The 20,466-nt window shown below is 33.2% G+C and carries 15 protein-coding genes and 1 tRNA gene; 1 reads left to right on the forward strand and 15 read right to left on the reverse strand.

What is annotated here, in order from left to right; genetic code table 11:
• Positions 1–3: 3 nt before the first annotated feature.
• The 14 genes from C8E03_RS02910 to pheA form a co-directional block, all read right to left on the reverse strand.
• A complete protein-coding gene (locus C8E03_RS02910) occupies positions 4–2,070 on the reverse strand; it encodes a cell division FtsA domain-containing protein (RefSeq protein WP_242993382.1) in 2,067 nt (688 codons plus the stop codon).
• Positions 2,071–2,080: 10 nt separating this feature from the next.
• On the reverse strand, positions 2,081–2,677 hold the full coding sequence (gene coaE / locus C8E03_RS02915; RefSeq protein WP_094379904.1) for a dephospho-CoA kinase: 597 nt from the start codon (positions 2,675–2,677) through the stop codon (positions 2,081–2,083).
• A gap of 9 nt (positions 2,678–2,686) precedes the next feature.
• Positions 2,687–5,323, reverse strand: coding sequence for a DNA polymerase I (gene polA, locus C8E03_RS02920; RefSeq protein ID WP_094379906.1), 2,637 nt, complete (start codon positions 5,321–5,323; stop codon positions 2,687–2,689).
• A 29-nt stretch (positions 5,324–5,352) separates the two neighbouring features.
• Positions 5,353–5,688: a zf-HC2 domain-containing protein gene (locus C8E03_RS02925; protein WP_170122877.1), complete on the reverse strand. Its 336-nt coding sequence runs from the start codon at positions 5,686–5,688 to the stop codon at positions 5,353–5,355.
• 169 nt (positions 5,689–5,857) lie between these two features.
• Positions 5,858–5,940 (reverse strand) — tRNA-Leu (locus C8E03_RS02930).
• A gap of 189 nt (positions 5,941–6,129) precedes the next feature.
• Positions 6,130–6,882, reverse strand: a complete 753-nt coding sequence (locus tag C8E03_RS02935) for a hypothetical protein (protein WP_110290248.1) — start codon at positions 6,880–6,882, stop codon at positions 6,130–6,132.
• A 21-nt stretch (positions 6,883–6,903) separates the two neighbouring features.
• Positions 6,904–8,475: a putative ABC exporter domain-containing protein gene (locus C8E03_RS02940; protein WP_094379912.1), complete on the reverse strand. Its 1,572-nt coding sequence runs from the start codon at positions 8,473–8,475 to the stop codon at positions 6,904–6,906.
• The gene (locus C8E03_RS02945; protein WP_094379914.1) at positions 8,472–9,170 is read right to left on the reverse strand and encodes an ABC transporter ATP-binding protein; all 699 of its coding nucleotides are present in this window, start codon (positions 9,168–9,170) and stop codon (positions 8,472–8,474) included. The genes C8E03_RS02940 and C8E03_RS02945 overlap by 4 nt, the downstream gene beginning before the upstream one ends.
• A 203-nt stretch (positions 9,171–9,373) precedes the next feature.
• The gene (locus tag C8E03_RS02950; RefSeq protein ID WP_094379955.1) at positions 9,374–10,039 is read right to left on the reverse strand and encodes an acyltransferase; all 666 of its coding nucleotides are present in this window, start codon (positions 10,037–10,039) and stop codon (positions 9,374–9,376) included.
• Between the two features lie 34 nt (positions 10,040–10,073).
• A complete protein-coding gene (locus C8E03_RS02955; RefSeq protein ID WP_094379916.1) occupies positions 10,074–12,065 on the reverse strand; it encodes a DNA topoisomerase in 1,992 nt (663 codons plus the stop codon).
• 36 nt (positions 12,066–12,101) lie between these two features.
• The gene (locus C8E03_RS02960) at positions 12,102–14,225 is read right to left on the reverse strand and encodes an RNA degradosome polyphosphate kinase (RefSeq protein WP_330410667.1); all 2,124 of its coding nucleotides are present in this window, start codon (positions 14,223–14,225) and stop codon (positions 12,102–12,104) included.
• A 39-nt stretch (positions 14,226–14,264) separates the two neighbouring features.
• Positions 14,265–15,785 (reverse strand): Ppx/GppA phosphatase family protein, encoded by a 1,521-nt coding sequence (locus C8E03_RS02965; protein WP_110290250.1) that lies wholly within the window; start codon positions 15,783–15,785, stop codon positions 14,265–14,267.
• Positions 15,786–15,803: 18 nt separating this feature from the next.
• Positions 15,804–17,096, reverse strand: coding sequence for an ATP-binding protein (locus tag C8E03_RS02970; RefSeq protein WP_094379921.1), 1,293 nt, complete (start codon positions 17,094–17,096; stop codon positions 15,804–15,806).
• Positions 17,097–17,099: 3 nt separating this feature from the next.
• Positions 17,100–18,245, reverse strand: a complete 1,146-nt coding sequence (gene pheA / locus C8E03_RS02975; protein ID WP_110290251.1) for a prephenate dehydratase — start codon at positions 18,243–18,245, stop codon at positions 17,100–17,102.
• 241 nt (positions 18,246–18,486) lie between these two features.
• On the opposite strand from pheA, the gene C8E03_RS02980 reads away from it, so the two are divergent.
• Positions 18,487–19,530 carry a DUF5050 domain-containing protein gene (locus C8E03_RS02980; protein ID WP_170122878.1) on the forward strand — a complete coding sequence of 348 codons (1,044 nt, stop codon included), beginning with the start codon at positions 18,487–18,489 and terminating at the stop codon, positions 19,528–19,530.
• 117 nt (positions 19,531–19,647) lie between these two features.
• On the opposite strand, the gene folK is transcribed toward C8E03_RS02980, so the two are convergent.
• Complete coding sequence (gene folK / locus C8E03_RS02985; RefSeq protein WP_110290252.1) at positions 19,648–20,463, reverse strand: 2-amino-4-hydroxy-6-hydroxymethyldihydropteridine diphosphokinase; 816 nt, start codon at positions 20,461–20,463, stop codon at positions 19,648–19,650.
• Positions 20,464–20,466 lie beyond the last annotated feature (3 nt).

The raw sequence follows: 20,466 nt of genomic DNA on the forward strand, positions 1-20,466 counted from the left end.
AATCTATTCCTTCCAATAAATCTCCACTCTATCAGCAGCATGTAACTCCTGCGTATATTTTGTCTTTTCCCCGTTTAGCAAGGTCACGATTTCTCTGCCCTTTGAATTTCTTAAGTCAAAATCAATCCAGTCAAATATATCTACAAATACATATTTATTTTTGCCCTTTAATGTAACTGCTTTTTTATTTACAGTAATATTCAAGTTTACTATTTCTTCGTTCTGCTCAAGCTTGTCCTCTTTCCATACTTCGTTTTCCTCGTGGTTTTGCCCACTTTGAACTGCTTCATTAACATTTTCCTTTTCATAACTTTCACTGCTTTTAAAAGTCCAATTTATTGTAAAATTTTCATACACCTTTTCATCTAAATCAGCTGGCTTGTTATTAACAAATATTTCTGTATTGAAATCAATTTCCACATCCATAAACTCTAATATTTGTGCCACAGTATAATAATTTCTCATAACTACTTCATCATTGTTTTGTAAACTATAATAATTCGACACTATTTGTCCATTCACTTCTGCATATTGAGGGCACTTAATTTTTTTATCTTCTACCAAGATATCAATTGTATTACTAAATTCAGGAATCTTATCAATAGTAATTTTAGCATCTTCTCCAAATGTAGAGCCCATTATTTTAATCTTATCATTTGCTTCAATCAATGTATTAATACCAACAGGCAAGCCATTCAACGTTACAATTGCTGCTTCACCCAATTCCCCCCGAACCATTCGGCTTTTTCCATTTATTTTATAATTTAATTCTTTCCCTCTTCTAGGAAATAACTCTTCATTTGGGAAACCTGTCTGAATTGCAACATCAACTATTGTAAGCCTATTATTGTTATATAATTTAACTCGTTCGCCATTAAAGTTAACAAATATGAAATTATTCTTTTGATCATAAAAATTCAGACAAATTCCAATCGGTGTTACCAACAACGGATCTTTTTTTATTTCTTTTTGAAAGAAATTGATATCACCAAGAACCTCTTCGCCTCGTAACGCTACTCTTTCCTTTGGCAAATTCAGATATTTCGAAAGGCTTTCTACAAAACCTTTAATTTTACCTCCGCCGCCAACAACAAAAACTGCGCTTACCGATTTGCCTCCATTTAATTCTATTATTTTTTTAGCAATTTCCTGTGTTATATTCTCAATCATTGGATTTACTAATTCTTGAAGCTCACTATGTGGCATTTTTATAGAATTTCCTATAATATCTTTATATGTAATTATTTTCTTTTTTGAGCTTAAATTGAATTTTATTTTTTCAGCACTCTTGAAATCAATAAGACAATTCTTGGCAATTAGTTCTGTCAACTCATCACCTGCATGTGGTATCATTCCATATGCAATAATACTTCCATCCTTTGTAATAGAAATATCAGAAGTTCCTGCTCCCACATCAACCAATGCTATATTTAACATACGATACATCTGTGGAATTGCTACATTAATAGCTGCAATCGGCTCCAATGTAAGATTAGCAACCTCTAAGTCAGCCATACCAACCGCAGTATTTAATCCCGATACCACCTCTTCCGGAAGAAAAGTTGCAATCAGTTCCGCTGATATCTTATTTGCCTTATGATTTTCCAGATTACTCATAATGTAATTATTTAAATAATATTTCACTACAGTATATCCGACACAATAGAAATTAATATCTGTTTCGTTATTCGCATTAATCTCATCGTGTGCTTTCTCTACACCCAGTAAATCAAGTGAATAAATATGCTCCGGTGTAACTATTGTCTCTTCTGCAAATTCATAGTGAGCAGTAACCGTAACTGTTCTTAAAACTCGTCCTGCTGCAGCAATACAGACTTCTGTAAGCTCTCTTCCAATCTGTTCCTCCAGCTTTTGCTTTACAAAGGTTATTGTATCTCCTACCTTACTGATATCATGAATCTGACCATCCATCATTGCACGAGTATCATGCTCTTTCACATATTGAGCAACCACATTAAACTTATCTCTTTCTTTATACCCAACTGTTCCTACAATACTTCTCGTGCCTATATCAAGTCCAAAAACTAAATGCTGAGGATATTTCATCATTTCTGCCAATCTAATGTTCCTCCCTTAATACTTCATCAATTTGCATATATGTATTATATTCTGATAAATTATTATTGATTACTACCCCACATTTATCTCTAAATGCATCTTCTGTCAACTGACTGTTAAAAATAAAATTTATTTTTTCATCTGTATACCCTCTTGACTTTTTTAAGCGTTCCCTTCTTATTTCTTCCTTCGCATAGATATACCAGACTTCATCACATAACAGGTCATATTTATCCTCAATCAATAATGCCGCCTCTACAATAAAAAAATCGATTTTGCCGCGTTCTTTTTCAGCATTCATCTCTTTCGTTATATACTCCTTAACATCGGGATGAACAATAGCATTTAATTTTTTTCTTTTTTCTTCATCTTCAAAAACAATTTGTGCTAATCGCTGTCTGTTTATCGTTGTATCAGCATTCAATATACTGCTTCCAAACATCTCAACAATATTATAATAGCATTTATGACCCGGTTCCTCCAACCTATGAGCAACCTGATCAGCCATAACAATTCTTGCATTGTAATTTTTTTGTATATAGTTTAACACACTTGTCTTACCAGCGCCAATACCACCTGTAATGCCTATTATTCTCATAATTACACCCTATTTCGTTTCGTACCAATTATTTCCTGTGCTCATATCTATTTCAAGCGGAACCAAAAGATTGGCCGCTCCATGCATTTCACAATTTAATATTTCTTTCACCTTATCAATTTCATCCTTGTGTGCTTCGATCAACAGTTCGTCGTGTACTTGAAGAATTAATTTAGATTTCATTGATTCACTTTTTAATCTGTCATTAACCCGAATCATTGCAATTTTTATAATATCCGCTGCTGTCCCCTGAATAGGCGCATTCATTGCAACTCTTTCCCCAAAAGAGCGTTGCATAAAGTTACTTGACTTTAACTCTGGAATCGGTCTTATTCTACCAAAAATTGTAGTCGAATATCCCTCCTGCTTTGCCTTCATAACTGCTTCATCCAAAAATTCCTTAACTCTTGGGTAAGTCTCAAAATATTTTTCAATATATTCAGAGGCTTCCTTTCTGGAAATACTTAAATCCTGACTCAATCCGAACGAACTGATTCCATACACGATACCAAAGTTAACAGCTTTTGCATTTCTTCTTTGTAGGCTGGTAACCTCCTCCAAAGGTGTATGAAATACCTCTGATGCCGTAATTTTATGAATATCTTGTTCTTCCCGATAAGCCTGTATTAGCTTTTTGTCTCCTGAAAAATGTGCCAATACTCTAAGCTCAATCTGTGAATAGTCTGCATCCACAAACACATAGTCCTCTTTCGGTATAAATACCTTTCGAATGAGTCGGCCAAGCTCCATTCGAATTGGAATATTTTGCAAATTTGGTTCTGTGCTGCTAATTCTTCCTGTTGCCGTAATCGTTTGATTGAAATTACTGTGTATTCTGCCATCCGCTTCTATATAATTTGCCAGTCCATCTGCATAAGTCGATTTTAATTTAGTCAGTTGTCTGTATTCTAATATTAATGCCACAATTTCATAATCAGCCTCTAGCTTTTCCAAAACATCTGCTGCTGTAGAATACCCAGTCTTTGTTTTCTTCCCGTTAGGGAGCCCGAGTTTACCAAATAAAATCTCCCCTAGCTGCTTTGGTGAGTTGATGTTAAATTCTTCTCCAGACAGTTGATATATTTGTTTTTCAAGTTCTATGATTCTTACACTTAGCTGATTTCCATATTCTTTTAATTCATCTTTTTCTACCGCAATTCCAGTAGTCTCCATATCATGAAGTGTAACTATCAACGGCATCTCGATTTTCTTAAACAGATCCCATTCTCCTGCTGCCTTAAGCCTGTCCTCAATAACCCCCGCACTCATTAGTGCCACATAACTCATGTAGCATACTACCTTTGACAATTCCTGCGGCTTTTGCTCATATGCGTCCAAATAGGATAATTTTCCAAGAAGTTCTTCTCTCTCCGGTAATATGAATCCCAAATACTCCTTTGCAAGGTCACTATAAGGATAAATAGGATTCATAGGATTCAACAAATAAGCACCTATTTCCACATCAAAGCACTGATTAATATCTGAAATTTGCAGAATTCTAAGCTGCTCCTTTAGACCAATCGTCGAAATGGATATAGAACTATTCAATATTTCATTTACTCTGTCAGCAATATATTCTGTAGTAATAAAGCCCTCTGCCACAATAAAATAAACCTGTGTCTCACTTAGTGCAATAGAGGTTCCTATCAATCGTTCTTTATCAACAATCATTTGAATTCCAATTCTATCGCATTTCTTTGCCTGATTCATAATATTTTCTGCTTCATCAAGCATTGTAATTGTTTTAAAAACTTCCTCTAACGTATTGTCATTTACAGGTGCATCAAAACGATTTAAAAGATTCTTAAATTCCAATTCCTTAAACATTTGATAAGCCTGATCGGTATATATATTTCCAAGTTTAGCGTTTTCTATGGAATATTGGATATCACAATTGATATCAATTGTGGCAAGTGTCTTACTAAGCCTTGCCTTGTCATAGTTTTCCATCAATGCTTCTCTTGCTTTATTCGGTTTTATCTCGTCTGCGTGTGCAAACGCATTCTCGATATTACCATATTCCACAATAATTTTAGTAGCCGTCTTTTCACCAATTCCTGGTACACCCGGAATATTATCTGCTGTATCTCCCATAAGAGCCTTTAATTCAATAATTTGAAGTGGGGTAACCTGGTATGCTTCCAATACATCTTTTGCATTATAATCTTCAATTTCTGTCGTTCCCCTTTTGGTTTTAGGAATTCTGATTTTAATATCTTCTTCCGCAAGCTGTAACAAATCCCTGTCCCCAGAAATAACAGATACCTCGAACCCCTGTTTTGATGATTGTTTTGATATTGTTCCAAGTAAATCGTCCGCCTCATATCCTGCTTTCTCAATGATATTGATTCTCATGGCCTTTAATAAATCCTTTATAACAGGAACCTGCTCTCTAAGTTCCTGAGGCATAGGCTTTCTAGTACCTTTATATTCCTTAAATAACTCATGACGAAACGTAGGTGCACTTACATCAAATGCTACAGTTAAATACTGTGGTGCTTCCTCCGATAATATTTTAAACATAATATTTAAAAATCCATAAATTGCATTCGTATGAAAGCCGCTGCTATTCGTTAAATCCGGTATTCCGTAAAATGCTCGGTTTAATATACTGTGTCCATCTATCAAAACAATTTTTTCTTTCATAAATCAGTTATCTCCAAATCCTTTTATTTTCAAAGCCAAAGCCCTAACTGCACTAATATGATTATCGCCAATACTATCATAGCTGCAATATAAATGAGTATTCTATAATGATTAAATATTTTCTTTCTTCTTATGTATTTACGGGAAGCCTTTAGTTTTTCCAGAAGCATTGCATTGATATCATCTGATGAATCTTCATTGTTGTCCAACTGTACAAATGCAGAAAAAATGGTATAATTAATCTCCAATTCATCATAACAGTCCTTACAGATTTGAATATGTTCCATAAATTGCTCCAACTCCTGCTCTGTTATATCATCCGCTATGTACTTTGTCACTAATTTTTGCGCTTCTTTACATTCCATAATAGTATCACTACACCCAATCATCATTATTCAATAAAATTATACATATTTACTATACACTAAAACATACAATTTTAAAACAATTTTATAAAAAAGTTATTTAATTATATGATAAACAAAAAAACCATTAATTATATGATACCAATAATTAATGATTTCTTAATATTAATGCGGATAGTGGGACTTGAACCCACACGAAGTCGCCCTCGTCAGATTTTGAGTCTGATGCGTCTGCCATTCCGCCACATCCGCATGTGACAACCGAACAAAATGTATTTTATCATATACCTAATTATAATGCAATAAGAAATTTATAATTTTATATAATTTTATTTCTCTTTGTGTTTCTTAATGCAATTTGATACAATATTTATTTTAATTAAGTGAATTCATTTTGGTACGCTTTTAACAGATAAAGCCACAGATCACTGTGGCTTTATCTCATTCATCACAGTAAATCACACTATGTAAAGAAAGAATTACTTGTGAAGGCAAATAAAAAAGCCAAATTATAAATCCAAAATTGACAGCCAATAATCTATTTAAATATGGAATTAAAGACTCTATCATGCTTATATTTTTAAGACCCACATTAATATCACATAAATAAAAAAATAACAGACCCATTGCAAAACTACTTTCATAAAAGCTTCTTTTTTTATCTCTAACGATTCCAAACCATACTCTAATCATATTACCTGTGAAAATAGTAAAATATAAACTGGCAATTACAACAATTGGCGTTAAAAGATTTAAATTTTTCATTACAAGTATAAATAAATTCCATAAAAATGCAACACCAAACACCTCAAACATATATTTCTTACAATCATCCTGATGCATACATCTGATCTTAATGGAATACAAAATCTGGACAATAATAAAGGCTCCTACACCAAATTCAAAGCTTATGCAAAATATTAGAAAAGTATCTGCAATTACAGTAAATATTAGAATACTCATCATGATACCAGCACTTTTACTCTTACAGACAAAAAAACGATTTGATACAAAAAGCAGACAAATGCATATTGAGCTGTATTTCAAAATATTTGAGAAGGTACTTGCAATGCTTAATAAATCCAACAAAAGAAAAGAAATATATAAAATAATCTCTAACATAACAAATACAAAAACTATTTTGTCCTGATTCCCTATATTGACTGTTTTTTCATCCTTCGTATCATAATTCATCTAATCACCCATTCATTTTTATTATTCAAAACTCTCCATATTTTCGAATATTTTTGAAGCAATAACCGCCAGTAGCATAGTAATCGCAACAGAAATAAAAATCATAATACTATATCCAATTTCAATTCCAAAAACGGCTCCTGTAATAATCGCGCTTGCTGCACATATTGCAATAATTGTCCCTTGGAAAAATAATCTGAAAATTTGTTTCCCAATTTGGCCTAAATATTTAACGATAACAGCATCTGTTACTACATTTAAATATAATTTATTTGCTTGAAGACACACATAAATTAGTATAGTCAACAATACCTGCAGAATGTTTAAATGTAATGTAAAAGCTGCAAAAATTGTAATAAGAACTCCGTCTACAACAGCTCTTATATGTTCAATTAAAGTTGCATACCATAGTTTTTTTGTTGACGAATCTGGTATTAAAAAAGTATATGGATTACTAATTTCCTTAGACCACTTTGTTGCATAACCACTAAAAATAAATGTAATATATGCGCTAACACCCGGGATAACAAATACATGAAAAGCTGATATTTGGTCATAACTAAAATATCCAAAAACTGCGATTGCAATTCCTGCTGCCAGACTAATAAGTGAATTTAACCCAAAGATAAAGAATCTATTTTTCTTATATTCTAAAAGTTGTCTATAAAAAATAGCTTTAGCATATTTGCCTTTGTATTCTACCTTTGCTTTAATAAGCTTTGGTTTATATGAAAAAGCCACCTGACCCTTTTTCTTTCTAGCAACCCGTACCGCATAATCATCCGCAAACGTAATCGCTACTTCATAATATTCACCTGTACATTTCATTTGATATGCTAAGATAAATAAAAGGAATGCACTCATGCAATATAATATAGTGCATACAACATTTACTGTTGTCGGCCCTAATATGAGCAATCGTAAGAAAGCTATATTCCATCCGATAATTGGAACGCATTGTATAACTGGGTGTGTCAAAAACAACTCAATCACTTTCCAAGAAGCCTTGTATTGTATAAAAAGATACGCTCCAAATAACAGTAATACTGCAATGATAAAGTATAAGCTTTTGCAAAACATTGCAATCTGTTTTTCAGTCAATTTTTCATTGCCATATAACAATAGCATTATGCATGTTTCTAACACATTTTCTACAACAAATGCCACTACAGAATAAAGCATAATATTTACAATTGATATATGAAAATAAATTACACCCATTATTGCAATTATGATATGAAACAGAAATGCAAATAAAATCTGTTTAAGCTTTGCATTAATTAGTACAAGCTTTGGTTTCACAGGCGACGGAAATACAAAATGTACATCACTTTGAGTAAATAATAAACCCTTTTTTTTCGCATAAGTAATAATATTAGCCGGAAGAAGAGAAAAAATTCCAAAGGATACAATTAGAGTGAAACCGTTTGGGTTTCCCACATGTAAATTTTCTATAAGATCTTTTAATGAACCAATTACAAATAAGAAATAGGCTATAATAAAGACAATCCAAAGAAAGGTTCCCGGTTTTTTCAAAGCTTTCAAAATTCGATTTTTAGTAGTTGTTTTCAGTAAATATATAAGCCCTTTCATTCCGTTTCACCACCTGTAATTTGAAAGAAAATATCATCTATATCCATGTCTTTGGCATCTTCTTTTGTATACTTACCAACTATTTTTCCTTTGTTCATAATAAACATAACGTCCCATAATTCCTTTACCATTTCCAACATATGGGTACTAAGTAAAATGGTAACACCATTATTTTTAAGCTCTATTATCGTTTTCTTTAATTCCTTAATTGCTTTAGGGTCAAGACCAACCATTGGTTCATCAAACAAAATCACCTTAGGCCGAATCATGAGTGCACAGCATATGCTGACCTTTTGCATCATGCCCTTTGATAATTCATTTCCTAATTTGTCCTGTTTATCAGTTAACTCAAAACGTTCCAATAGTACATCCATATAATTATCATCATTATTTACATCATATGCCTTACAGATATATTCCAAATGCTCTCTAACCGTTAATGCATCAAACAGCGCCGGCATTTCTGGTATATACCCAAATATTTTTTTTGCCTCAATCCGTCTTGATGCAATACCTTGTATTTCTACCATTCCACTAAATTTTAGCAACCCAGCTATACTTTTTATAATTGTTGACTTTCCTGCTCCATTTGGTCCAAGCAAAATACCGACATTACCGTCTGGCACTGTAAGGCTAACATCTTCTACTGCTATATTCTTTCCATATTTTTTTGTCAAATTTTTTATTTCTAACATACTACTCTCCTCTTGTTATTTCTATGTATAGATTACTGTATTATTGTATTATTCATTTAATACAATAATATAACAGGAATCATTTGTCAACCATAATATATCCAAAGGCTTCATTTTAAAAAAAGCGGAGCGCAATTATTGAATCGCACTCCGTTGCCATTTTTATCTTTAGATTCTTTCAGCATCCTTGCCAAATTTTAATTTTATTGCTTTTTTACTATGTCCCCTTGCTTTTTATAAATACTGTTAGCTTTAACAAATCCTCTTACCATAGACAATGGATATACATTACTCTCTTTCCCGATTACTGTTCCTGGATTTAAGACACTGTTACATCCAACTTCAACATAGTCACCAAGCATAGCTCCAAATTTTTTAAGTCCAGTTTCTATTTTTCCACCCTCAAATGCTACAGTCACTTTAGTTTTATCAGCTTTTACGTTAGAAGTAATTGAGCCTGCTCCCATATGAGCCTTATAGCCTAATATAGAATCACCCACATAATTATAATGCGGTACCTGTACTTTATTAAATAAAACCACATTTTTCAATTCTGTAGAATTGCCAACTACCGCTCCTTCTCCAACAATAGCATTTCCTCTGATAAATGCACCATGTCTTATATCAGCTTCTTTACCAATGATTGTGGGACCGTTAATATATGCAGTAGGTGCTACCTTAGCTGATTTTGCAATCCAGATATTTTCACTTTTTTTCTCGTATTCATCAGCACTTAGTGTTTTCCCAAGCTGCAAGATAAAGCTTCCTATATTAGGCAACGCTTCCCACGGGTATGTTAAGCCCTTAAATAAATCATTTGCTATTGTTTCCTTCATATCATATAAATTCCTGATTTCCAAGCATTCCATAATAATATCTCCAATCCTATTATATTTGCAACTACTATTTACTATAATTTTTTGCAACGTAATCAAAGCTACCTCTTAGCTGATATTGATTATTCAAATTAAGCACTCCACTTGTTCTGCTGACAATAAACTTCTCAAGCTTTTCCATATACTCATCAGGTGTAATTTCTCCGTTCGCCACATAAGTGAGCCCCTTTTCCCAACTTGCTGTCAATTCTGGATTAAGCAAAGAACGAATAGACGCATTTACAACATCAAATATCATTTCTCCAAGCTGGGTTGGTGTTATAATTTGTGTTTTTTTATTTAATGCAATATACTTGTTATGAACTAACTTCTTAAGAATTTCAGCACGCGTTGCACTCGTACCGATTCCACTTCCTTTCATTTGTGCTCTCAGTTCTTCATCCTCTATTAACTGACCTGCATTTTCCATCGCCAGAATAATAGACCCTGAACTATAACGCTTTGGTGGTGATGTTTCACCCTCTTTCACGTTGAATTCCTTTACCGGCATTCTGCTCCCTTTTTTCAAAGTTTTCAGTATTTCGAGCAGCTCCAGATCACATTTTGCATCTTCACCGCTCTTATCCTCTTTCTTTTTATCAAAGGAATTGCCAACTACTTTCAAATACCCTTCTTCTGCAAGTACCTTAAAGGTTGCAAAAAAGCTTTCTTCCCTTACCTTTGTCGCAATAGAAATCTTATGATAAATTGCGGGCGGATAAAAAATACTTAGAAATCTTCTTACAATCGTTTCATATACCTTACCGGAGGTGGGTGTAACACTTCTTAATGCGCTCAGCCCTTGACCCGTTGGGACAATTGCATAATGATCCGTTATTTGCTTATCGTTAACATAACGGCTATTCACTATTTGCTTATAAGTTCCCTTTTGCAAAATTTCTTCTGCAAACACACTTCCATGTTCATAACCCTTTAAACCGCTAATATTCTTATATATTTCCTTGGCTACTGCACTGGATAATACTCTTGCATCTGTTCTTGGATATGTCACCAACTTTTTCTCATATAATTCCTGAACAATACGCAAAGTTTCATCCGGACTGATTTTAAACATTTTTGAGCAGTCATTTTGAAGTTCTGCTAAATTATATAGAAGAGGAGGATTTTTATTTTCCTTCTTTTTCTCAACGGATGAAACTTCAGATATGACAGGAGACTCATGATTTAAATAATGAATTAGCTCTTTCGCATCTTCTATTTTTTTAAATCCATTTTCCTTATATAATTTAGGGCTCTCAAAATAACCCGATCCTTGTATTGCTTTCCATTCTGCCTCAATTTCTCTGCCGTTACATTCAAATATCCCGAGCACTCTATAAAAAGGTGTTTTAACAAATTCTCTTATTTCTCTTTCTCTTCTAACTACCATTCCAAGTACACAAGTCATAACACGTCCTACTGAAACAACACAATACTTTTGATTTAAATAGTTTGCAATGGAATTGCCATATTTTAAGGATAAAAGTCTTGAGAAATTAATTCCCATTAAATAGTCTTCTTTTGCCCTTAAATAAGCAGCAGAAGCTAAATTATCATAATCAGACAAATCTTTTGCTGTATTTATTCCCTTTAATATTTCCTCTTCTGTCTGGGAATCAATCCATACCCTTTTTCGAATTTTACCCTCTACATGAGCTTTCTGTTCAACCAGCCTGTAAATATATTCTCCTTCACGTCCAGAGTCCGTACAGACATAAATTGTGTCAATATCAGCTCTGTGAAGCAAATCCTGAACTGTATTAAATTGTTTTCTTACGTTATCAATCACCTCATATTTAAATTCTTTTGGTATAAACGGCAGAGTGTCCAAGCTCCACTTCTTAAGCCTTTCGTCATATTTCTCTGGATAACTCATAGTCACCAAATGCCCTACACACCAGGTAACTACCGCTTCCTCTGCTTCAATATAGCCGTCATGCCTTTTTGTTTTTAGTTTAAGTGCCTTAGCAAACTCCTGCGCTACACTTGGTTTTTCCGATATATATAAAGCCTTTGCCATTTGGTACCAACTTTCTTACTTTTTTAGAACATCTTACTAAATTTTCTCGATTGGAATGAATACTCTGCTCATATGATTTTCTTCCTTTACCTTACCATACCTAATTGCCTCCCGGCAAAAAAAATCTTGTGAGTTAAACTTTTGCTTACCTCTTCTGTTTACCTTAAGATAGGTACCATCCTGCTGAAGTATATGGGCTTTTACATTGTCCTCAAGCTGACGCTGTAAAATTTTTGTCACTTCTTTTTTTAAACTTTCATTTTCAACAGGAAAAAGAATTTCCACACGTCTATCCAGATTTCTTGGCATCCAATCCGCACTGCCCATATACACTTCTCCCACACCACCATTATAGAAATAGAAGATGCGCCCATGCTCTAAGAAATTACCTACAATCGAACGTACTGAAATGTTATCACTTACCCCTTCAATACCTACTTTCAGGCAACAGATACCTCTGACTATGAGCTCTATTTTAACACCCACTGAGGATGCCCGGTATAATTCCTCAATAATTGTCTTATCGCACAAAGAATTCATTTTAGCTATAATTCGAGCCTGTTTACCTGCCAATGCGTTTACTTCTTCTCTTTTAATTAGTTTAATAAATTTTTCCCTCAGCCATAACGGCGCTAATGCAAGCTTATTCCAGGATAACGGTTCAGAATAACCTGATAGCATATTAAATACTGCGGTTGCATCCTCACCTATTGCCTCTGCACATGTAAGAAGACCTAAATCCGTATAAAGTTTGGCCGTCGCGTCATTATAATTGCCGGTTCCAAGATGAACATATCTTCGAATACCATCTTCTTCTTTTCTTACAATTAATGTTATTTTACTATGTGTTTTAAGTCCTACTAAACCATAAATAACATGACAACCCGCTTTTTCCAGCATTTTAGCCCATACTATATTATTTTCTTCATCAAACCGCGCTTTCAGCTCAACCAAAACAGATACTTGCTTACCATTCTCTGCTGCCTGAGCCAAAGCTTCTATAATAGGAGAATTTCCACTTACCCGGTATAATGTCTGCTTAATTGCCAAAACCTTAGGATCCTTTGATGCTGATTTAATAAAATCAACAACCGGATCAAAAGATTGGTAAGGATGATGCAGTAGTATATCTTTACTCCGTATTTGTTTAAAGATATCCTCTTCTAATGACATGCCCTTAACTGGTTGGGGCTGATATTTTGGAGCCTTTAAATGCTCATACCCCTCAAGGCTATACATTTTCATTAAAAAGGTTAAGTCAAGAGGTCCATTTATTTTATAAATATCTTTGTCTTTAATCGCCAGTTCTTTGACTAGAATTTTTAATAAACGATCATCAATAATGTCCTCAACCTCTAACCTTATTGCTTCTCCCCATTGACGCTTTTTAAGCTGTTTTTGAATTTCCTTCAATAAATCAGATGCCTCATCCTCATCAATAGACAAATCAGCATTACGCATAATTCTATATGGATGCGCACATATCACGTCATAATTTAAAAACAATTTATCGACATTACGTTCAATAATTTCTTCCAATGTAATAACAGTTGCATCCCCTCTACTATCCGGCAGCTTAACGACTCTTGGCAAAAGAGATGGCACCTGAACCGTAGCAAATTCTAACTCTTCTTTATGTTTTTTCTTTTTCTTAAGTAAGGCTGCAATGTTGAGAGATTTATTTCGAATCAGAGGAAATGGTCTGGAAGAATCAACCGCCATCGGTGTAAGAACCGGATAGATATTCTCCTTAAAATATAAATCTACATACTCCTTTTGCTGTTTTGTCAGCTCTTCATGAGATTTTACCAAATGAATACCATTTTTCTTCAGAAGAGGAATCAAAGAACGATTATAAGTTGAATATTGTAAGTTCACCAACTCATGTATGGATTTGTTAATTTCATTTAGTTGCTTAACCGGAGTCATTCCTGCTATATCTGGTTTATCATATCCAGCATGAACCATATCCTTAAGAGAGGCAACCCTGACCATAACAAACTCATCTAAATTAGAGGCTGTTATACTTAAAAATTTCAGTCTCTCAAGCAAGGGATTATTCTTATCTCTTGCTTCACCCAGCACTCTTTTATTAAATCCAATCCAGCTCAACTCTCTATTTTGATAATAATGAGGATTATTAAATTCTTTATTTTCCATATCCATCCCTCCATGCAAGCTCAATAAAATCAAATATTTTTAGCATTTTTTATTTTGTTTGATTACTGGTTTTATACTAAATACTTCTTCAAAAAATTCTGCCTTTTCTCCAAACAAACCCTTTTCTAAAACAATATTATCCACTGTATCAACCATTATAATTAATTCCTTATCCTTTAGTACCACTTTCACATTTTTAAATTTCTGCCTGTGACTTCGATCTAATGCATTGGAAACTCGAAGTATTGCAGTTAATTTTTCCAACAAGATATAGCTCGCTTTATCTATTTTTCCAGCTAAAGCGTCATAATAAACAAACTCCGTTGTATTGAATTTAACTGCGTTTGCTATAATCTGTCTCTCTAAATGAGATAAACCAATAATTTCAGTAGCCATAATAATATTATAAGAACATTCCGCAGCAGCAGACAGACTAATGTATTTTCCACAATCATGCAGAATAACCGCTATCTGCAACAGCAATCTTTCTCGTTCACCCATACCGTGAATTTTCACTGTACTGTCAAATATTTTAAGTGACAACTCCTCTAGCATTTTGGTGTGTTCTTTATTATTCATATAGCGCTTGCCAATATTCTGGGCTGAAGCTATAATATCATGCTCAAAATTATGCATTACCTTAATTATTTTATTATTTTCAGCATAGTCGTATGCAATACCGTCAGATAATTTAACTCCGGGAGTCCAAATGAACTCGGCTCCTGTCTCTTCAATAATTCTTTTGTATATAATCAATGACGGAATCAAAAGCGATGCTTCTTCTTCCGGTATTAAAAGCTTTGCTGCTATTTCATCAGTGGTTAAACGAAATACATTTTCAAAAGAAGACAGAAATTTTTCTCTGGTTATATAATCGCCGCTATCCGATTGCATATAGTTTAAATAATCACCGACAGCAATGATATTTTTAATTGTATAATCCCTTACATATTGTGAATATAGATTAGAAATGTCACTGTTAACCAATTCTTCTACCAATGCCTGTATATTTGTAGTATATTTCGAAAGGCCTGCCAACTTTTCTCTAATTCGCAAAGAACCCATTCTAATATTCTGCGTTGCAATCAATGTATCCTTGTCATACAAGGAAAACTGAGTACTTCCTCCGCCTACATCCAATATCGCAGTACTGGTCTGAATGATTTTATCAAAATTTTTAACCCGATAAGCAATTGATTTATATCTGAGAAATCTCTGCTCTGAATTACTTAGAACCTCTACTTTTAATCCCGTTCTTAGTCTAATTTGGTCAAGTAGCATTATGGTATTTTTAGCTTCTCTTACTGCACTGGTTGCACAAGCTCTATAAGCATCAACCTGATAGCTCTTCATTATTTCAACAAAATCCATCAATACATTACATAGCTTGTCCGTTAAATCGCATCCAATTTTTTCCAATACGTAAGCATCCTTTCCAAGTTCAATACGATGCCGTATAAAATCAATCTGCTTCATACCAGCTTTTGAAGACAATTCAAATATCTTCATACCAACCTCATAAGAGCCAATGTCTATGGCCGCAAACATAGTAATCTGCATAAGCTTATACCTCCATTATTAGTACTTACCTAACAAATAATCAATAAATTGCTGCGCCGTTCTGCCTGATAAACCTCCATGACTTAATTCCCATTTATTTGCCTCTAAAAAGAGCTCTTCTCTTGGTATAGTTAAGCCATATTTATTTGCTAGTGCATCAACAATATTCATATATTCTTTCTTATCTGGTGCAACAAAGAAGATTGAAATACCAAACCGATAAGCTAAAGATAATTTTTCCTGAACCGTATCTGAGGAATGTAAATCATCTCTTCGCTCCTCTTTATCGCTAAACTTTTCTCTTACCAAATGCCTTCTGTTAGAGGTTGCATAAATCAATACATTATCTGGGCGCCTTTCCAGTCCCCCTTCAATTACTGCCTTTAAATATTTATAATCAATTTCAAATTCCTCGAAAGACAAGTCATCCATAAATATTATAAATTTATAATTACGATTCTTAATTTGGGCAATAATAGAAGTCAAATCCTTAAACTGGTGCTTGTAAATTTCAATCATTCTTAGTCCTTGACTATAATATTCATTCAAAATAGCTTTGACACTTGTAGATTTACCTGTTCCAGCATCACCAAACAGTAAACAATTGTTGGCCTTTTTCCCATTAACAAAAGCTTGTGTATTGTCTATCAGCTTCTTTTTTTGAAGTTCATAGCCCACCAAATCATCTAAATGTACATGTTGTATATTTGTAATCGGTACAAGCTTTGTCTCATGATCTACATGTTCCACGCGAAATGCTTTATGCAGACCAAGCTTCCCAACCCCAAAATCTTTATAAAAGTTTGTCATAATTTCTTTAAAATCGAATTCATTCTCACTGCCTGACAATTTAATACTCAAATCACATATTCTATCTCTGATTCTTTTATTAAAAATCTTTCCGTTAGAAGTAGCACTTTTATAATTTACTAACAGGGATAAACACCCTGCATGAAACGTTCTTTCTAATACAGTAAAATCAAAGTTGAATAATTTTCTAAAAATTCGAAAATCATTTAAGGCTATTTCATTAATGGTGCCATTTACCTCTCCTACAATTTCGCAAGCAGTACTATATGCATTTTCATTATTGGCCAGCAATAAGGCCAGATAATTATGCCAAACATTACCTAAAAAGCCATACTGTTCAGCTAACTCTATTAATTCATTCACACGATCATATAGCAATGCTTTGATATCCGAATGATTGTAATATTCATTTTCATAGTTCTCCATTATCCACGTCATATCATAAAGTAAATTGCCATTTTTAAAATGCTTATAGATAATCAGCTCACTTATACTATCCATTGATTACTCCTCGTACTTTTTATAATTTCCCAAAATTCTTAAATCAATTGTTTCTGCCTTTAGTCCCATTAAAGCATTTTGTACAGAACTATCGTTTAAATTCCCCTCAAAATCAACAAAAAACCTATACTCCCAAGGTCTGCCTTCTAAAGGTCTTGATTCTATCTTAGTCATATTAATTCCATTATAAATAAAATGCGCTAACGCATTATATAAAGTTCCACTTTCGTGTGCTACTTCAAAGCATACGCTGACTTTATCTGCTTTTATTGTAAAAATAGGTTCATGCGATACCACCATAAATCTTGTGGAATTGGTATCACTGAAATTAATTGCTTCCTGCAAAACCTGTAAGTCATAAGTCTCAGCAGCTTTAATACTTGCAATAGCCGCCTGCGTCTTATCTTGATCCTCCCTTACCTTTAAAGCACTTGCTGCTGTATTTTGCAGACTGATTTGCTTCCAATCTCTATGCTGATCCAGATATTTAGCACATTGCATAAGACCCTGTGGATGAGAGTAAACCGTCTTGATATCCTCTATCTTGGCATCCTTTGTGGCAAGCAATGCCTGATCTATCCTTAAAATATGCTCTCCAACAATATAATTATCATACTCTACCAGCAAGTCATAGCTCATATTTACAATTCCGGCGGACGAATTCTCAATTGGAAGTACTGCATAATCTGCTGCTTGATTTTTAATTGTCTCCATTGCATCCTTAAATGTTTCAACGCCATAGTTATCAACATCTTCTCCAAAATACTCTAGCATCGCAATTTGACTGTATGAACCAGGTACCCCCTGAAAAATAACCTTTTTATCTTTTTTATTTTCAATCGTATCTATTAAACGAAATGAAGTCTTATCCTGTATTCCATTTTTATTTAAAAGCTGATACTGAAGTTTACGGCTCATACTCATAATCTGTAAAAACAGTTCTTCAATTCCATGCTTTGTAAATTCACTATGTACCTGTGATTTAACCCAGTCTAGCTTTGCATTTTCCCTTTCTTTATCAAAGACCGGCTTACCTGTATTAATTTTATATTTTGCTACTTCTTCGCTTATCTTCATACGTTTTTCATAAAGAGTAACCAACTGGGTATCAATTTCATCAATTTCTTTTCTCAACTCTTTTAAATCCATTCTTTCATCTTCCTTTTAGTCTAGACATATTTTTGAGGTTAATTATATCATAATTTTTTATATTTCACCAGTTTATCTAATTATTGTTAATTTATTAATTCTCAATTTAATAATTAATTTATATAATTCATTTGCTTAATTTGTTGCAAAACTGTGTCGAAACTAATATAATTGAATTAAAGAAAAAGTAAGATTTTTTTAATAATTATAATAAATATATTTTTAATGAGGGGGAATGAGTATGAAACAAAAAAATAAGACATCAGCTGTTTCTCTTATAGTCATTTTTATAATCATAGCTATTATTACTGCTATAACAATTATCTATCAGCGAAACAATAAAACAGTTTTTAACACAGGTAAAGTTTCTGGTAATACTGCCGGCAATTTATACAATAAAGGAATCTTTTGTGAATACAATGATAAGATATATTTTAGCAATTCGTATGATCAGGGGGATCTTTACGTTATGAATTCAGATGGTACAAATATTAAAAAGCTTTATAAAGACACAGTTTCTTATATAAATGCGGCCGGTAAATATATTTATTATGCACGTAATAATTTAAATGAGGATACGATTCATGCCATTTTCAGAGAAAATCTATTTGGTGTTTATCGAATCAATATAGATGGAAGCAAAGTTCTAAGTTTAAGTAATGAAACCTGTGGTGCTGTCAGTTTAGGAAATAATAAAATTTTCTACCAGCATTACGAGGCTGAAACCGCTCTTACTCTTAACAGCGTTTCAATTGATGGCACGCAGAATACAAATCTTTTAAAAGATGCTGTTAATCCTGCTAATATTGTTGATGGTATTATGTATTATAACAATGTAACTGATAATTTTAACCTATGTGCGATGAATATTGAAACTGGTAATATCAACGTAATTTACACTGGTTCATGTTGGAACCCTATCTATGACAATAACTATATCTATTTTATGGATATAGAAAATGACTACTCACTGGCAAGGCTTAATTTATCAACGTTAGAAAAAGAGAGCTTGAATACAGGCAGAGTAGACACCTATAATTTGTATGGAGACTATATCTTCTATCAGGCGAATGATAAAACAACTCCTCGTTTATGCAAGATGAATAAGAATGGAACCAATACAGAAACCATAATAGACGGAAATTTCAGCAATATAAATGTTACTTCCCAATACGTTTATTTTAATCAATATGGTAATGAAGTACCAATATACAAAGTTTCCACTACAGGAGATATCAATGTTACCAGATTTGATGAAGCCGCCGAGGCGGTTGAGAATAAATAAAATGCTTAGATTAGAGATTGAGTTTTTTGATACTATTGTACCTGAATTGTTACAAAAGGAGAGGCTGATACCTTTCCTTTTGTAACTATACACCATATATTTTTATAGAAGTAGATATTATTTTTGTAAATCATAAAGCATTTCAATTACCATTTTATGATTGACTGGATTTCTTTTATAAGGAATAATTTGTGCCAATGGTTTTAATACAAAATCTCTTTTATGCATTTCAATATGAGGAATGATTAAGTCATCATCAGCTAAAATTAAATCATCATAAAATATGATATCCAGATCCAGAGTTCTTGGTCCCCATTTTACTATTCTTTCTCTATGCTCAGCATTCTCTATTTCATGAAGACAGGTAAGTAATTCCTTTGGATTTAATATAGTCTTAAGCTCTAGACATCCATTTAAGAAATCATCCTGAACCACATCCCCGTACGGCTGTGTTAAAATAAAATCAGAAACTTTAGTTATCCTACAAGTTTCTCTTTGATTTAATGCATAAATAGAATCATCTAAGTGTTTCTTCTTATCACCAATATTAGAGCCACAAGCAATATACGCCGTATGCCATTTACGGCTAATTTCAACTGCTACATTCTCGATTGGAATACCAATAGGTGCCCATGGCTTTTTAATCTCTAAATCAATTTGCTCTAAATTATCCCAATTAAGCAACAAATTCATAGCTATTTTTTCTGCTGCGGTTTCTATCAACTTAAAAGTATGCTTTTTCATAAAATTCTCAATATATTTGCAAATCTCGCCATAGTGAATTGACTTTTCCAGATTATCTGTAAGTCCGGCTTCTCTTGTATCAAGATACAAGATTGCAGATACCAAGAATTTTTGTCCTAAAACATTTTCTTCCTTAAACACACCATGATTACAAAACACTTCTAAATTACTAATTTTAATTTTATCCATGGT

The sequence above is a fragment of the Lachnotalea glycerini genome, from assembly GCF_003201285.1.
In the GTDB taxonomy this organism is placed as follows: Bacteria; Bacillota; Clostridia; order Lachnospirales; family Lachnospiraceae; genus Lachnotalea; species Lachnotalea glycerini.

What these genes read in the sequence shown, in the direction of transcription:
- C8E03_RS02970 (WP_094379921.1), bottom strand. Translation starts at nt 17,096, where the DNA reads ATGGATAGTATAAGTGAGCTGATTATCTATAAGCATTTTAAAAATGGC.
- coaE (WP_094379904.1), bottom strand. Translation starts at nt 2,677, where the DNA reads ATGAGAATAATAGGCATTACAGGTGGTATTGGCGCTGGTAAGACAAGT.
- pheA (WP_110290251.1), bottom strand. Translation starts at nt 18,245, where the DNA reads ATGGATTTAAAAGAGTTGAGAAAAGAAATTGATGAAATTGATACCCAG.
- C8E03_RS02950 (WP_094379955.1), bottom strand. Translation starts at nt 10,039, where the DNA reads ATGGAATGCTTGGAAATCAGGAATTTATATGATATGAAGGAAACAATA.
- C8E03_RS02980 (WP_170122878.1), top strand. Translation starts at nt 18,487, where the DNA reads ATGAAACAAAAAAATAAGACATCAGCTGTTTCTCTTATAGTCATTTTT.
- C8E03_RS02935 (WP_110290248.1), bottom strand. Translation starts at nt 6,882, where the DNA reads ATGAATTATGATACGAAGGATGAAAAAACAGTCAATATAGGGAATCAG.
- C8E03_RS02910 (WP_242993382.1), bottom strand. Translation starts at nt 2,070, where the DNA reads ATGATGAAATATCCTCAGCATTTAGTTTTTGGACTTGATATAGGCACG.
- C8E03_RS02925 (WP_170122877.1), bottom strand. Translation starts at nt 5,688, where the DNA reads ATGGAATGTAAAGAAGCGCAAAAATTAGTGACAAAGTACATAGCGGAT.
- C8E03_RS02945 (WP_094379914.1), bottom strand. Translation starts at nt 9,170, where the DNA reads ATGTTAGAAATAAAAAATTTGACAAAAAAATATGGAAAGAATATAGCA.
- C8E03_RS02965 (WP_110290250.1), bottom strand. Translation starts at nt 15,785, where the DNA reads ATGCAGATTACTATGTTTGCGGCCATAGACATTGGCTCTTATGAGGTT.
- C8E03_RS02940 (WP_094379912.1), bottom strand. Translation starts at nt 8,475, where the DNA reads ATGAAAGGGCTTATATATTTACTGAAAACAACTACTAAAAATCGAATT.
- C8E03_RS02955 (WP_094379916.1), bottom strand. Translation starts at nt 12,065, where the DNA reads ATGGCAAAGGCTTTATATATATCGGAAAAACCAAGTGTAGCGCAGGAG.
- C8E03_RS02960 (WP_330410667.1), bottom strand. Translation starts at nt 14,225, where the DNA reads ATGGAAAATAAAGAATTTAATAATCCTCATTATTATCAAAATAGAGAG.
- folK (WP_110290252.1), bottom strand. Translation starts at nt 20,463, where the DNA reads ATGGATAAAATTAAAATTAGTAATTTAGAAGTGTTTTGTAATCATGGT.
- polA (WP_094379906.1), bottom strand. Translation starts at nt 5,323, where the DNA reads ATGAAAGAAAAAATTGTTTTGATAGATGGACACAGTATATTAAACCGA.